This is a genomic window from Pseudomonas sp. MWU13-2105, assembly GCF_023242315.1.
Classification (GTDB): Bacteria; Pseudomonadota; Gammaproteobacteria; order Pseudomonadales; family Pseudomonadaceae; genus Aquipseudomonas.
The window spans coordinates 232,472-247,008 of record NZ_JALLIY010000009.1 but is presented as its reverse complement, the minus strand read 5'-3'; the positions used below and the strand labels follow the sequence as shown (position 1 = coordinate 247,008).

General features: G+C 58.3%; 9 protein-coding genes and 5 tRNA genes. 11 read left to right on the top strand and 3 right to left on the bottom strand.

Annotated features, from left to right (window positions below; translation table 11 throughout):
* Nucleotides 1–56 precede the first annotated feature (56 nt).
* Entirely contained in the window at nt 57–911 is an 855-nt protein-coding gene (folD, locus tag M5B96_RS15500) for a bifunctional methylenetetrahydrofolate dehydrogenase/methenyltetrahydrofolate cyclohydrolase FolD (RefSeq protein ID WP_248797565.1), read from the bottom strand.
* Nucleotides 912–1,190: 279 nt separating this feature from the next.
* Here folD and M5B96_RS15495 point away from each other — a divergent pair.
* From M5B96_RS15495 to M5B96_RS15480, 4 genes are all read left to right on the top strand, one after another.
* Nucleotides 1,191–1,267: transfer RNA gene (locus M5B96_RS15495), tRNA-Arg, on the top strand.
* A 32-nt stretch (nt 1,268–1,299) separates the two neighbouring features.
* A tRNA-His gene (locus M5B96_RS15490) sits at nt 1,300–1,375 on the top strand.
* Between the two features lie 57 nt (nt 1,376–1,432).
* Nucleotides 1,433–1,517, top strand: a tRNA-Leu gene (locus tag M5B96_RS15485).
* Between the two features lie 84 nt (nt 1,518–1,601).
* Nucleotides 1,602–1,677 (top strand) — tRNA-His (locus M5B96_RS15480).
* Between the two features lie 289 nt (nt 1,678–1,966).
* On the opposite strand, the gene M5B96_RS15475 is transcribed toward M5B96_RS15480, so the two are convergent.
* The gene (locus tag M5B96_RS15475) at nt 1,967–3,901 is read right to left on the bottom strand and encodes an acyltransferase family protein (protein ID WP_248797563.1); all 1,935 of its coding nucleotides are present in this window, start codon (nt 3,899–3,901) and stop codon (nt 1,967–1,969) included.
* A 429-nt stretch (nt 3,902–4,330) separates the two neighbouring features.
* Here M5B96_RS15475 and tig point away from each other — a divergent pair, with 429 nt between their 5' ends.
* The 7 genes from tig (at nt 4,331) to M5B96_RS15440 (ending at nt 12,827) form a co-directional block, all read left to right on the top strand.
* Entirely contained in the window at nt 4,331–5,641 is a 1,311-nt protein-coding gene (gene tig, locus M5B96_RS15470; RefSeq protein ID WP_248797561.1) for a trigger factor, read from the top strand.
* A gap of 93 nt (nt 5,642–5,734) precedes the next feature.
* Complete coding sequence (gene clpP, locus M5B96_RS15465) at nt 5,735–6,370, top strand: ATP-dependent Clp endopeptidase proteolytic subunit ClpP (RefSeq protein WP_248797559.1); 636 nt, start codon at nt 5,735–5,737, stop codon at nt 6,368–6,370.
* Nucleotides 6,371–6,483: 113 nt separating this feature from the next.
* Nucleotides 6,484–7,767: an ATP-dependent Clp protease ATP-binding subunit ClpX gene (clpX, locus tag M5B96_RS15460; RefSeq protein ID WP_100942764.1), complete on the top strand. Its 1,284-nt coding sequence runs from the start codon at nt 6,484–6,486 to the stop codon at nt 7,765–7,767.
* A gap of 140 nt (nt 7,768–7,907) precedes the next feature.
* The gene (lon, locus tag M5B96_RS15455; protein WP_248797558.1) at nt 7,908–10,304 is read left to right on the top strand and encodes an endopeptidase La; all 2,397 of its coding nucleotides are present in this window, start codon (nt 7,908–7,910) and stop codon (nt 10,302–10,304) included.
* A gap of 148 nt (nt 10,305–10,452) precedes the next feature.
* On the top strand, nt 10,453–10,725 hold the full coding sequence (locus M5B96_RS15450) for an HU family DNA-binding protein (protein WP_002552737.1): 273 nt from the start codon (nt 10,453–10,455) through the stop codon (nt 10,723–10,725).
* A 53-nt stretch (nt 10,726–10,778) separates the two neighbouring features.
* Nucleotides 10,779–10,866, top strand: a tRNA-OTHER gene (locus M5B96_RS15445).
* Between the two features lie 101 nt (nt 10,867–10,967).
* Nucleotides 10,968–12,827 (top strand): SurA N-terminal domain-containing protein, encoded by a 1,860-nt coding sequence (locus tag M5B96_RS15440; RefSeq protein WP_248797557.1) that lies wholly within the window; start codon nt 10,968–10,970, stop codon nt 12,825–12,827.
* Nucleotides 12,828–12,922: 95 nt separating this feature from the next.
* Here M5B96_RS15440 and M5B96_RS15435 read toward each other — a convergent pair whose 3' ends face one another.
* Nucleotides 12,923–14,536 (bottom strand): ABC transporter ATP-binding protein, encoded by a 1,614-nt coding sequence (locus M5B96_RS15435; RefSeq protein WP_248797555.1) that lies wholly within the window; start codon nt 14,534–14,536, stop codon nt 12,923–12,925.
* Nucleotide 14,537 lies beyond the last annotated feature (1 nt).

Sequence of the window (14,537 nt, the reverse complement as noted above, 5' to 3'; positions counted from 1 at the left end):
GTTTTTTGTTGGGTGAAGGCCTTCAGCGTTGTAGCGCCGCTGAAGGCTCCATCGCCTCAGGCATGCAGCGTTTCAGCGGCATACAAGGTGTTTTCCAGCAGGCAGGCGCGGGTCATCGGGCCTACGCCGCCCGGCACCGGAGTGATCCAGCCGGCGCGGGGCAGGGCAGTCTCGTAGACTACGTCACCCACCAGCCTGCCGTCCGCCTGGCGGTTGATGCCGACGTCGATGACGATGGCGCCTTCCTTGATCCACTCGCCCTTGACCAGGCCCGGCTTGCCGGCGGCGACCACCACCAGGTCGGCGCGGCCGACATGGCCGGCCAGGTCCCGGGTGAAACGGTGGGTGACGGTCACGGTGCAGCCGGCCAGCAGCAGCTCCATGGCCATCGGGCGTCCGACGATGTTGGAGGCGCCGACAATCACCGCATCCATCCCGTACAGATCGACCCCGGTGCTTTCCAGTAGGGCCATGATGCCTTTCGGCGTGCACGGGCGCAGCAGCGGAATGCGTTGGGCCAGGCGGCCGACGTTATAAGGATGGAAGCCGTCGACGTCCTTGTCCGGGCGAATGCGTTCCAGCAGCTTGGAGGCGTCCAGATGTTCCGGCAGCGGCAACTGCAGCAGCACGCCGTCGATCTGCGGATCGTCATTGAGGCGATCGATCAGATCGGTGAGCGCCTGTTGCGTAGTGTCGCTGGGCAAGTCATAGGCTTGTGAAATGAAGCCGACCTCTTCGCAGTCTTTACGCTTGTGCGAAACATAAACCTGAGAGGCAGGATCGCTGCCGACCAGAATCACCGCGAGGCCTGGCGTACGCAGGCCCTGCTGGCGACGCTCGGCGACACGTTGGGCGATCTGCTGACGCAGACGGGCGGCGATCGCTTTGCCGTCGATTAGTTGTGCAGTCATGACGCGTGATTAACCATCGAGAGGGGTTGAAAAAGAGTGCGCATTCTCGCATGTCGTGGCGCGAGGGCAAAGGCGCTTGGTCCGGATATTCCCCTAAGCCCTTTATATTTCTGAGTTTTTTTCAAAAAGGAGTTGACGACCTTTCGACTCGTCTATAACATCTGTCGCGCTTGTCGGGCATAGCCTAGCACTGGTTGAGAAGGTCGAGCAGAGTTGATGTCTGGCTCAGCAAGATTGAAGCACTTGGTTTGTAGTCGTCAACGAATACAGATTAATAAGGCGCCCGTAGCTCAGCTGGATAGAGCATCCGCCTTCTAAGCGGATGGTCGCAGGTTCGAGTCCTGCCGGGTGCGCCATTAGGCAGCTTTGGCACAAGTAACGCAATATGGTGGGCGTAGCTCAGTTGGTAGAGCACAGGATTGTGACTCCTGTTGTCGTGGGTTCGATCCCCATCGTCCACCCCATATTTCGAAAAGGCGCCAGATGAACAGTCTGGCGCCTTTGCTTTAAAAGCTTCATGCGCGGATGTGGTGGAATTGGTAGACACACTGGATTTAGGTTCCAGCGCCGCGAGGCGTAAGAGTTCGAGTCTCTTCATCCGCACCAAATAGAGTTTCATCAAGGCCGGTTGGCGTTGCTGAGGCTGAGCAGGGAGGTCGATCTGATCGATCTTTTTGAACAGGCAATATGGTGGGCGTAGCTCAGTTGGTAGAGCACAGGATTGTGACTCCTGTTGTCGTGGGTTCGATCCCCATCGTCCACCCCATATTCGAATAAAGACGCCAGATTAATCATCTGGCGTTTTTTTTTGTCCGGTTTCGCCAAGGTCCGCTGACTTTTGCAAAGCCCGGTAAATAAGCTGCCTTGGGTGGCTTTTTTTTTGCCTCGAGTTTCGCCATTCTTCGTTGTCTTGGGCCAGTTTCCAGCTTGTTCGCCAGGGGTGTCTCTGCGCCTCGATCGGAATTTACTTGGTTGCTGTTTTCCCGTTTCCCTTCCTCTTCCCTCCTTTTATCGGGTGGAGAGGGGTGTCAGGTGGCGCGGTCGATCTTGCCGAGTCAAAGCGCCTTGTCCTGTAGAAGCCTGCGCGCCAGGTATTCTGAGCCGGATATCGTGAGATGGTTGCTGTCGCGATAGAGCAGTGAACCGTCCCGGGTCATGCCGCAGGATTTTTCGGTGCAGAAATATTTGTAGGTTTGAATAAGTGTTGGATAACCGCTCGCGGTGACCGCTGATTGGAGAGTGTCGTAGTAATATTTTCGCCGGTTGAGATGCTCGGCAAGCTCCGATGAGCAGGTCTGGCCGCTGCCACTGAAACGTCTGCCGTACTTGCATTTCGCGGAGTCGAACAGGAATGACGGTATGTCATCCAGTACGTAGAGTTTCTTTCCCGAGTGCTTGAAGGCGTCAAAGGTGTTTTTCAGGCGGCTCGGCAAGTTATCAAGCGAGGGGACTATTTTCCCTTCCCAGGCGGCAGAAATAATCACCGTCTTGATGCTCTTGTCCGCGAGGACGATCTCAAATGCATCCTTGAATTTTTCACTGTCTATAACCGGTATATCGACGTGAATGAAAGAGGCTACGTTCAAGTCCTTGAACTGTTCTGACAGTCCGGGCAGCAAGTGCTCTGCGTGACTATCGCCAATCAGCAGCATGTCGACCGGGCCGGACGGTTTCGACTGGAAGCAGCGGTAGCCGTTGGCGCCGGGATCATAGGCCGAGAAACTTTTGAGCTTTTCGTCCGAGCACCGGGAGAAATGTTTGTTCAGATAGGCGATATAGGGATCGCGACCGAGATCGTCCGGGTAGATGCTCACCGGGTTGGCGCCTGTCCTGGACGGGAATCCATTATTGGCCTGGATGGTCAGTGCCGTGAGCGCGACGAGGATCATCGTCGCGACGAGGAGTTTCGCCGTCATCGGGTTGTTGAAACGGCCAAGGCGGATGGGTCTTTCAATGAATCGGTAGGTCGCCCAGGCCAGTGCAAACGCGAGGATGAGCAGGGCGATTCTGCTCTCCAGGGATGGAGTGGCGCTCTCGATGATTCGGGTGAACGACAGCAGGGGCCAGTGCCACAGGTAAAGCGGATAGCTGATGAGTCCGATGCCGACCAGGAGTCTGTTGGACAGGATTGTGCGGTTGATCAGCCCCTGCGGGCCTGCGGCAATGAGCAGTGTCGCGCCAATGACGGGTAACAGTGCGAGGGTTCCGGGGAACACGCTGGAGCGGGTAATAGTGGCAAGGCCGCTGGTAATCAGCAGGGTTCCGGCGAGGGACAGGCTGTTGCTGATGCTGGTGGTGGGTTTCCATTTGCCAGTCGCGCAAGCAAGCATTGCACCGACCAGTAACTCCCAGAGACGGCTGAGTGGTGAGTAAAAGTCGGCCGTGGAGTTGTGGGTTGCCTGGTGGATATTCAGGGCAAATGACAGGGTAGCGAGGGCGGCAATAGCCAGGCCCGGGCTGGCGCGGCTTCGCCAGAGCAGCAGCAGGATCAATGGCCATGCCAGATAGAACTGCTCTTCAATGCCAAGGCTCCATAAATGCAGGAGTGGTTTGGCTTCTGCCGCGACATCGAAGTAACTTGTCTCGCTCCAGAGTATCAGGTTCGAGATAAAGGCAGAGCCTGCCAGCGTATGCTTTCCCAGCAAGCTGTATTCGTCTGCGAGCAGTGCCAGCCATCCGAAAGCCAGGCAGAAAACCAGCACGGCAATGAGGGCGGGGAATATTCGTATTATTCGCCAGGCATAGAAGTGTCCGAGGCTGAAGGTGTCGCTCTGCAGGTTCCTGAAAAGGATGGATGAAATCAGGAAACCGGAAATAACAAAGAAAATATCGACGCCAATAAACCCGCCGCCAAGCAGAGAGGGGAAGGCATGGGTAATCATGACGGCGATAACGGCAATCGCGCGAAGGCCATCGATGTCCTGGCGATACGCAATCGGCGAATGACTGGCGGTCTTCCCCGGCGGCTGCTCAAGTTTGAGTGATGTCATCGGTATGGGTTGCTCCGGCGCATCGCCTGTTTATAAAGCGGCGTAGCGTAACCGTTAACCTGCTGGCGCAAAAGCTGGATTACCGGTCTGTGGGGGTGGGGTGGCGGTTGCGATAATCCAGGCCGGCGCTGCCCCGCAGGGCCCGGCGAACCTGGATCCGGAGGTGTTCGGTGGGTTGTCCGACAAGGGCGGTGGCTTATGCGCGGTGCCGGTGTGAGCTGTTCCTGCGTGCCGTCTATATAATAGAAAGACGATTGCTTGACCGCCTGTCCGGGACACCTGGCTCAAAGGTGGCTGATGTCCAATTATGGCCGGCTGTTTTTACCCGTTTTCAGTAGGGTGACTTCTTGAGTCCGACCCACTAGAATGCTTGCCCTTGCTTCTGAGGTCGGAAACGGCCGGCTAATGTCTGTGCAACGAGGAATATCCATGCAAGTTTCTGTTGAAAATACATCGGCTCTTGAGCGCCGCATGAGCATCACCGTGCCAGCTGAGCGCATCGAGACCCAGGTCAACAAGCGTCTGCAGCAGACTGCCCAAAAGGCCAAGATTGCAGGCTTCCGTCCTGGCAAGGTGCCAATGAGCGTGATTCGCCAGCGTTATGAGGCGGATGCCCGTCAGGAAGCCGTGGGCGATGTGATCCAGGCCTCCTTCTATGAAGCTGTGGTTGAGCAGAAGCTGAACCCGGCCGGTCAGCCTTCTGTCGAGCCGAAAGTGCTGGAGAAGGGCAAGGACCTGGAATACGTTGCTACTTTCGAAGTGTTCCCTGAGTTCACCGTTGCCGGTTTCGACTCCATCGCTGTCGAGCGCCTGAGCGCCGACGTAGCGGACTCGGATCTGGACAACATGCTGGAAATCCTGCGCAAGCAGAACACCCGTTTCGAAGTGGCCGATCGCGCTGCCCAGAACGAAGACCAGCTGAATATCGATTTCGTCGGCAAGGTCGACGGTGAAGTCTTCGCCGGTGGTTCCGCCAAGGGCACCCAGCTGGTGCTGGGCTCCAACCGCATGATCCCGGGCTTCGAAGATGGCCTGGTAGGCGCAAAAGCCGGTGAAGAACGCGTTCTGAACCTGACTTTCCCTGCTGACTACCAGAACCTGGACCTGGCTGGCAAAGCCGCCGAGTTCACCGTTACCGTCAACACCGTGTCCGCACCGACCCTGCCAGAGCTGAACGAAGCCTTCTTCGCCCAGTTCGGCATCAAGGAAAGCGGCCTGGACGGCTTCCGCACCGAAGTTCGCAAGAACATGGAGCGCGAGCTGCGCCAGGCGATCAAATCCAAGGTCAAGAACCAGGTGATGGACGGTCTGCTGGCCGCCAACCCGATCGAAGTGCCGAAAGCCCTGCTGGACAACGAAGTGAACCGTCTGCGCGTGCAGGCCGTCCAGCAGTTCGGCGGCAACATCAAGCCTGATCAACTGCCGGCCGAGCTGTTCGAAGAACAAGCCAAGCGCCGCGTCGTGCTGGGCCTGATCGTGGCTGAAGTGGTCAAGCAGTTCGAACTCAAGCCTGACGAAACCCGCGTGCGTGAGCTGATCCAGGAAATGGCCTCGGCCTACCAGGAGCCAGAGCAGGTTGTGTCGTGGTACTACAAGAACGACCAGCAACTGAACGAAGTCCGTTCGGTTGTGCTGGAAGAACAAGTTGTGGATACTGTTCTGCAGAAGGCGAATGTGACCGATAAATCGGTATCCTACGAAGAAGCAGTCAAGCCGGTGGAAGCTCCACAAGCCGACTGATTTTCTGACTCGTTAGGAAATACACACCATAAGCCAGCCTCGCGCTGGCTTATGCGTATTCAAGACATGACTATTTGGGAGTGACTGCAGAGCATGTTCCGTAATTCTTATATTCAGCAGAACTCTGATATCCAGGCCGCAGGCGGCCTGGTCCCGATGGTTGTCGAGCAGTCCGCTCGTGGCGAACGCGCCTATGACATCTACTCGCGCCTTCTCAAGGAGCGGGTGATTTTTCTGGTGGGCCCGGTAGAAGACTACATGGCCAACCTGATCTGTGCGCAGCTGCTGTTCCTTGAAGCGGAAAACCCGGACAAGGACATCCATCTCTATATCAACTCCCCGGGCGGTTCGGTGACGGCGGGCATGTCGATCTACGACACCATGCAGTTCATCAAGCCAAACGTGTCGACCACCTGTATCGGTCAGGCGTGCAGCATGGGCGCGTTCCTGCTGACGGCCGGTGCCCACGGCAAGCGTTTCTGCCTGCCGAACTCGCGTGTGATGATTCACCAGCCTCTGGGCGGCTTCCAGGGCCAGGCGTCGGATATCGAAATCCATGCCAAGGAAATCCTCTTCATTCGCGAGCGTCTCAACACGCTGATGGCCAAGCATAGCGGGCGCACCCTTGAAGAAATCGAGCGCGATACCAACCGTGACAACTTCATGAGCGCAGACGCCGCGCGTGACTACGGGTTGATCGACGAAGTGATCGACAAGCGCCCCGCTTAATATTAAGCAGCTCAAAATAGGGCTGGTCGGTTGCTCCGATCACCAGCGGGCTTGAAAAAGCCCGCAATAGCCTTCATCTTGTGTTGCAAGCCTATCGGATTTGGATCGAACGAATGACTGACACCCGCAACGGCGAGGACAACGGCAAGCTGCTTTATTGCTCCTTCTGTGGCAAAAGCCAGCATGAAGTACGCAAATTGATTGCCGGCCCCTCGGTCTTTATCTGCGACGAGTGCGTCGACTTGTGCAATGACATCATCCGTGAGGAGGTGCAGGAAGCACAGGCCGAAAGCAGCGCGCATAAATTGCCTTCGCCTAAAGAAATCAGCGGCATCCTTGATCAGTATGTGATTGGTCAGGAGCGTGCGAAAAAGGTTCTGGCGGTAGCGGTCTACAACCACTACAAGCGTCTGAACCAGCGTGACAAGAAAAGTGATGACGTCGAACTCGGCAAGAGCAACATCCTGCTGATCGGTCCGACCGGTTCGGGCAAGACCCTGCTGGCCGAAACCCTCGCCCGTCTGCTGAATGTGCCATTCACCATCGCCGATGCAACCACCCTCACCGAGGCGGGTTATGTGGGCGAGGACGTGGAAAACATTATTCAGAAACTGTTGCAGAAGTGCGACTACGATGTGGAAAAGGCCCAGATGGGCATTGTCTATATCGACGAAATCGACAAGATTTCCCGTAAGTCCGATAACCCGTCGATTACCCGGGACGTTTCCGGTGAAGGCGTGCAACAGGCTTTGCTGAAGTTGATCGAAGGCACGGTGGCCTCCGTTCCGCCCCAAGGCGGTCGCAAGCACCCGCAGCAGGAGTTCCTGCAGGTCGACACCCGTAACATCCTGTTTATCTGCGGTGGTGCGTTCTCCGGTCTGGAAAAGGTTATTCAGAACCGTTCCACCCGTGGCGGTATCGGTTTCAGCGCCGAAGTGCGTAGCAAGGAAGAGGGCAAGAAGGTCGGTGAATCCCTGCGTGAAGTCGAGCCTGACGATCTGGTCAAGTTCGGTTTGATCCCGGAATTCGTCGGCCGTCTGCCGGTCCTGGCCACGCTGGATGAGCTGGACGAGGCTGCGTTGATGCAGATCCTCACCGAGCCGAAGAACGCCTTGACCAAGCAGTACGCCAAGCTGTTCGAAATGGAAGGGGTTGACCTGGAATTCCGTGCCGACGCACTGAAATCCGTCGCCAAGCGTGCCCTGGAGCGTAAAACCGGTGCTCGCGGCCTTCGTTCGATCCTTGAGGGCGTTCTGCTCGACACCATGTATGAAATCCCCTCGCAGTCGGAGGTGAGCAAAGTGGTGATCGATGAAAGCGTGATCGAGGGGAAATCCAAACCGCTGTACATCTACGAGAACAGCGAGCCGCAGGCCAAGGCCGCGCCTGACGCCTGAGTGCGGCAGACTGTGACCTGACAAGAGGGGCCTTCGGGCCCCTTTTCTTTTGGCGCTTGTTTTTTTCCGAACAAGCCCCCATCTTGGTTTCAAGCTTATCCACCTGTTTCCGGCCGTACGGCCGCCGTAGAGGCGAAATCATGAAGACAACCATCGAATTGCCTCTCCTGCCATTGCGCGATGTCGTGGTGTATCCGCACATGGTTATCCCGCTGTTCGTGGGGCGCGAGAAATCTATCGAAGCCCTCGAGGCCGCGATGACGGGCGACAAGCAGATCCTGCTGTTGGCCCAACGTAATCCTGCCGATGATGACCCGGGCGAAGATGCGCTTTATCGCGTAGGTACAGTCGCCACCGTATTGCAATTGCTCAAATTGCCTGATGGCACCGTCAAGGTGCTGGTCGAGGGCGAGCAGCGCGGCACTGTGGAGCGTTTCAGCGAGGTCGACGGCTACTGCCGCGCCGAAGTGGCGCTGATCGAAGAGGCCGATGCCCCGGACCGTGAGTCCGAAGTTTTTGTCCGCAGCCTGTTGGCACAGTTCGAGCAGTACGTGCAGCTGGGCAAGAAAGTCCCGGCCGAGGTGCTGTCGTCGTTGAACAGCATCGACGAGCCGAGCCGCCTGGTCGACACCATGGCCGCGCATATGGCCCTGAAGATCGAGCAGAAGCAGGAAATCCTCGAAATCGTCGACCTGTCGGCCCGTGTCGAACACGTGCTGGCCTTGCTCGATGCCGAAATCGACCTGCTGCAGGTCGAGAAACGCATTCGTGGTCGCGTCAAGAAGCAGATGGAGCGCAGTCAGCGCGAGTACTACCTGAATGAGCAAATGAAAGCCATTCAGAAGGAACTGGGCGACAGCGATGAAGGCCATAACGAAGTCGAGGAGCTGAAAAAGCGCATCGACGCCGCTGGTCTGCCGAAAGATGCCATGACCAAAGCCCTGGCCGAGTTGAACAAGCTCAAGCAGATGTCGCCGATGTCCGCCGAAGCGACCGTGGTGCGTTCCTACCTCGACTGGTTGGTGCAGGTGCCGTGGAAGGCCCAGAGCAAAGTACGCCTGGATCTGGCGCGGGCCGAAGATATTCTCGACGCGGACCATTATGGTCTGGACGAAGTCAAGGAACGGATCCTCGAATACCTCGCCGTACAAAAGCGCGTGAAGAAAATTCGCGGTCCGGTGCTGTGCCTGGTCGGACCTCCTGGGGTGGGTAAAACCTCCCTGGCTGAGTCGATTGCTCACGCGACCAACCGAAAATTCGTACGCATGGCTCTCGGCGGCGTGCGTGACGAAGCGGAAATCCGTGGTCATCGGCGGACTTACATCGGTTCGATGCCAGGAAGATTGATACAAAAGATGACGAAGGTTGGCGTGCGCAACCCGCTGTTCCTGCTCGATGAAATCGACAAGATGGGCAGCGACATGCGTGGCGATCCTGCCTCGGCCCTGCTCGAGGTGCTGGACCCGGAACAGAACCACAATTTCAACGACCACTACCTGGAAGTTGACTACGACCTGTCCGATGTCATGTTCCTTTGCACCTCCAACTCGATGAACATCCCGCCGGCGCTGCTGGACCGGATGGAAGTGATCCGCCTGCCGGGTTACACCGAGGACGAGAAGATCAACATCGCCACCAAATACCTGTCGCCCAAGCAGATCCAGGCCAACGGCCTGAAGAAGGGCGAGCTGGAATTCGAGGTCGAGGCGATCCGCGACATCATCCGCTACTACACCCGCGAAGCCGGTGTACGTGGGCTGGAGCGGCAAATCGCCAAGATCTGCCGCAAGGCGGTGAAAGAGCATGCGATGGAAAAACGCTTCTCGGTCAAGGTCACGGCCGACTTGCTGGAGCATTTCCTCGGCGTGCGCAAATTCCGTTACGGCCTGGCCGAGCAACAGGATCAGATCGGTCAGGTCACGGGCCTGGCCTGGACCCAGGTCGGTGGTGAGCTGTTGACCATCGAAGCCGCCGTGGTACCGGGCAAGGGGCAGTTGATCAAGACCGGTTCCCTGGGCGATGTCATGGTCGAATCCATCACCGCCGCACTGACCGTGGTACGCAGCCGCGCCAAGAGCCTGGGCATCCCCCTGGACTTCCATGAGAAGCGCGACACCCATATCCATATGCCGGAAGGGGCGACGCCGAAAGACGGCCCTAGCGCAGGCGTAGGAATGTGTACGGCCCTGGTGTCAGCCTTGACTGGCATTCCTGTGCGTGCCGACGTGGCCATGACTGGTGAAATTACCTTGCGCGGTCAGGTGCTGGCCATCGGCGGTTTGAAGGAAAAATTGCTGGCGGCACATCGCGGGGGGATCAAGACCGTGATCATTCCTGAAGAGAATGTGCGCGATCTGAAGGAAATTCCTGACAATATCAAGCAGGATCTTCAGATTAAACCGGTTAAATGGATTGACGAGGTCCTGCAAATTGCGCTGCAATACGCGCCGGAGCCCTTGCCAGATGTGGTTCCGGAGATCGTCGCGAAAGATGAGAAGCGCGACTCCGATTCTAAGGAAAGAATCAGCACGCATTAAGTACGGTTCAAGCCTGGGTGGCTTCCTTGACAGCTTTTTAGAGCCCTTGTTATAAAGCGGCTCTTAAGTGTCTGTAGGCCATTCAGCACAGGTTTAGCTTTCACCCAAAAACTTAGAAATATACTCAATAGATATAAGGGGACTTAGAGTGAACAAGTCGGAACTGATTGATGCTATCGCTGCATCCGCTGATATCCCGAAAGCTGCTGCTGGCCGTGCGCTGGATGCAGTTATCGAATCCGTCACTGGCGCTCTGAAGGCTGGCGACTCCGTTGTACTGGTAGGTTTCGGCACTTTCTCCGTGACCGACCGTCCTGCTCGCATCGGTCGCAACCCTCAGACCGGCAAGACGCTGGAAATCGCTGCTGCCAAAAAGCCAGGTTTCAAAGCCGGCAAAGCACTGAAAGAAGCTGTCAACTGACACTCGTTCAAGCCTTTGCCTATCCGGGTCGGGTTCTTGCCTGATCTGGCCGCGGAGCGGTGAAGCGGTCGGCCATGGTCCTTTTCAGGGCCGGCCTGACACGCCGAGGGACGCGTATTCGAGCCCTCATCCGCTCCGCCAGTTACGAGAAGGCGCATCCTCGGATGCGCCTTTCTTCTATCCGGATTCTACCCACGCTCCACGGTTGCCCACATTGAAGTTCAACCGTTTCTGGGGGACGCATGCTGCAAAATATCAGGGACAATTCACAAGGCTGGATTGCCAAGACCATCATCGGGGTCATCGTCGCATTGATGGCGCTGACCGGTTTCGATGCCATTTTCAGGGCCACCTCCACTAGTCAGGACGCGGCCAAGGTCAACGGTGACGAGATCACCCAGACCGAGCTGAGCCAGGCGGTCGACATGCAACGTCGCCAACTCATGCAGCAGCTGGGCAAGGATTTCGATGCCTCGTTGCTGGATGAGAAAATGCTGCGCGAGTCCGCCCTCAAGGGGCTGATCGAGCGCAAGCTGCTGCTTCAGGGCGCCGAGAAGTCGAAATTCGCTTTCTCCGAGGGTGCTTTGGACCAGGTCATCCTGCAGACCCCTGAATTCCAGGTGGACGGCAAGTTCAGTTCAGATCGTTTCGACCAGGTGATTCGTCAGCTGGGTTACGGTCGCCTGCAATTCCGCCAGATGCTGGCCCAGGAAATGCTGATCGGCCAGATCCGCGCGGGCCTGGCCGGTAGTGGTTTCGTCACCGATGCCCAGGTGTTGGCGTTTGCCCGCCTGGAAAAGCAGACCCGTGATTTCGCGTCGCTGAATGTCCCGGTCGATCTGTCGTCGGTCAAGCTGACCGATGACGAGGTCAAGGCCTACTATGACAAGCACGCCAAGGAATTCATGACGCCGGACCAGGTGGTGGTCGATTACCTGGAGCTGAAGAAGTCGTCGTTCTTCGACCAGGTCAGCGTCAAGGATGAAGATCTGCAAGCGCTGTATCAGAAAGAAACCGCGAACCTCGCCGAGCAGCGTCGGGCCGCGCACATTCTGATCGAAGTGAATGACAAGGTGAACGACGCCCAGGCCAAGGCGAAGATCGAAGAGATCCAGCAGCGCCTGGCCAAGGGCGAGCATTTCGATGCCCTGGCCAAGGAGTTCTCCCAGGACCCGGGTTCGGCCAGCCATGGCGGTGACCTCGGTTTCGCCGGCCCGGGCGTCTATGACCCGGCTTTTGAAAAGGCGCTGTATGCCTTGACCAAGGACCAGGTGTCGGGACCGGTGCGTAGCGAGTTCGGTTATCACCTGATCAAGCTGCTGGGCGTCGAGGCACCCCAGGTGCCGAGCTTCGCCAGTCTGAAGGACAAGCTGACCCGCGAGCTGAAAACCCAGCAAGTGGAGCAGCGTTTCGTCGAGGCCACCAAGCAGCTCGAAGATGCCTCGTTCGAAGCCTCCGACCTGGCCCAGCCGGCCCAGGATCTGAACCTGAAGGTGCACACCTCCGCGCCGTTCGGCCGTGAAGGTGGTGAGGGTGTGGCGGCCAATCGTGCCGTGGTCACGGCGGCGTTCAGTCCGGAAGTGCTGGATGAGGGTGCCAACAGCACCGCCATCGAGCTGGACCCGGAGACCATCGTCGTGTTGCGTGCCAAGGAACACCACAAACCTGAGCAACTGCCACTGGCCAGCGTGGATGCGCCGATTCGCAAGCAATTGACCAAGGAGCACGCCACGGCGGCGGCCAAAGTCAAGGCTGACGGACTGATCGCCAGCCTGCGTGAAGGCAAGGCATTGCCGGCCGGCCAGGCCTGGAAAACCCAGGAAGCCGTCACCCGTGGTCAGGAAGGGGTCGACCCGGCAGTGCTGCAAGCGCTGTTCCGCATGCCCAAGCCTGAAGGCAAGGACAAGCCGACCTTCAGTACCGTGACCCTGGCCGATGGTAGCCTGGTGCTGGTGCGTCTGAGCGGCGTGAACGAAGGCGCGGCGCCAAGCGAAGAAGAGAAGGCGTCCTATCGTCGTTTCCTCGCCTCCCGTGCCGGTCAGCAGGACTTCGCGGCGTACCGCAAGCAGCTGGAAGGCCAGGCGGACATCAAGCGCTTCTAAGGCACTTGATTCAGCCGAGGCCCGCTGTATAAAAAAGACCGCTCATCGAGTGGTCTTTTTTATGGCTGGGAAGCAGGAGCCGTCGCCCGAGGTGCCTACAGCGGGCTCGTTCCGGGCACCAGGAATGCCGCTTCCAGCAACTGTTTTGTATAAGGATGTTGCGGCGCGGCAAAGATGTCCTTCGCATCGCCTTGTTCGACGGCCTTGCCATGCTTGACCACCATCAACTGGTGGCTCAGCGCCTTGACCACGGCCAGGTCGTGGCTGATGAACAGGTAGGTCAGGTTGTACTTGATCTGCAACGAGCGCAGCAGCTCGACGACCTGGCGCTGCACCGTGCGGTCGAGGGCCGAGGTCGGTTCATCGAGCAGGATCAGCGCTGGCTTGAGCACCAGTGCCCGGGCAATGGCGATACGCTGGCGTTGCCCGCCGGAGAATTCGTGGGGGTAGCGGTTGCGGGTTTCCGGGTCCAGGCCCACCTCTTTCAGGGCGGCGATGATCGCCGCTTCCTGTTCCTGCTCGTTGCCGATCTTATGGATACGCAAGCCTTCGCCGACGATCTGGCTGACGCTCATGCGCGGGCTGAGGCTGCCGAACGGGTCCTGGAACACCACCTGCATTTCCCGGCGCAACGGCCTCACCTGTTTCTGCGACAGGCAGCTCAATGACTGGCCTTCGAAACGGATATCGCCCTGGCTGCCGATCAGGCGCAGGATCGCCAGTCCGAGGGTGGATTTGCCCGAGCCGCTTTCGCCGACGATACCCAGGGTCTGCCCCCGGGGCAGGCTGAAGCGGATGCCGTCCACGGCCTTCACATGGTCCATGGTGCTGCGTAGGAGGCCTTTCTTGATCGGGAACCAGACCTTGAGGTCGTCCACCTCCAGCAGCGGCTCACCGACCTGGGTCAGGGCCGGTTCGCCACGCGGTTCGGCACTGAGCAGCTCGCAGGTGTAGGGATGTTGCGGGGCCTGGAACAAGGCTTCGCAGTCGGCCTGCTCGACGATCCGACCGCGTTGCATGACGCAGACGCGGTGGGCGATCCGGCGCACCAGGTTGAGGTCGTGGCTGATCAGCAGCAGGGCCATGCCCAGGCGGGCCTGCAACTCCTTGAGCAATTCGAGGATTTTCAACTGTACCGTCACGTCGAGGGCGGTGGTCGGTTCGTCGGCGATCAGCAACTCCGGCTCATTGGCCAGGGCCATGGCAATCATCACACGCTGGCGCTGGCCGCCTGAGAGCTCGTGTGGGAGCGCTTTGAGGCGCTTGTGTGGCTCAGGGATGCCCACCAGCTCCAGCAGCTCCAGGGTGCGTCGGGTGGCCACCTTGCCGGTCAGGCCCTTGTGGATGCCGAGCACTTCGTTGATCTGCTTCTCGATGGAGTGCAGCGGGTTCAGCGAGGTCATCGGCTCCTGGAAGATCATTGCGATGCGGTTGCCCCGGATGTGGCGAATGGTCTTCTCTTTCAGGGTCAGGAGGTCCTGCCCGGAATACTGGATCGTGCCGCTGGGATGATGGGCCAGGGGGTAGGGCAGCAAGCGCAGGATCGAGTGCGCGGTAACCGATTTTCCCGAGCCGCTTTCACCCACCAGGGCCAGGGTCTCACCGCGGCGGATATCGAAGCTGACGTTTTCGACTACCCGCTGGCGCTGCTCACCGACCACGAACTCCACCGAGAGGTCGCGCACTTCGATCAGATTGTCCTGATTCATC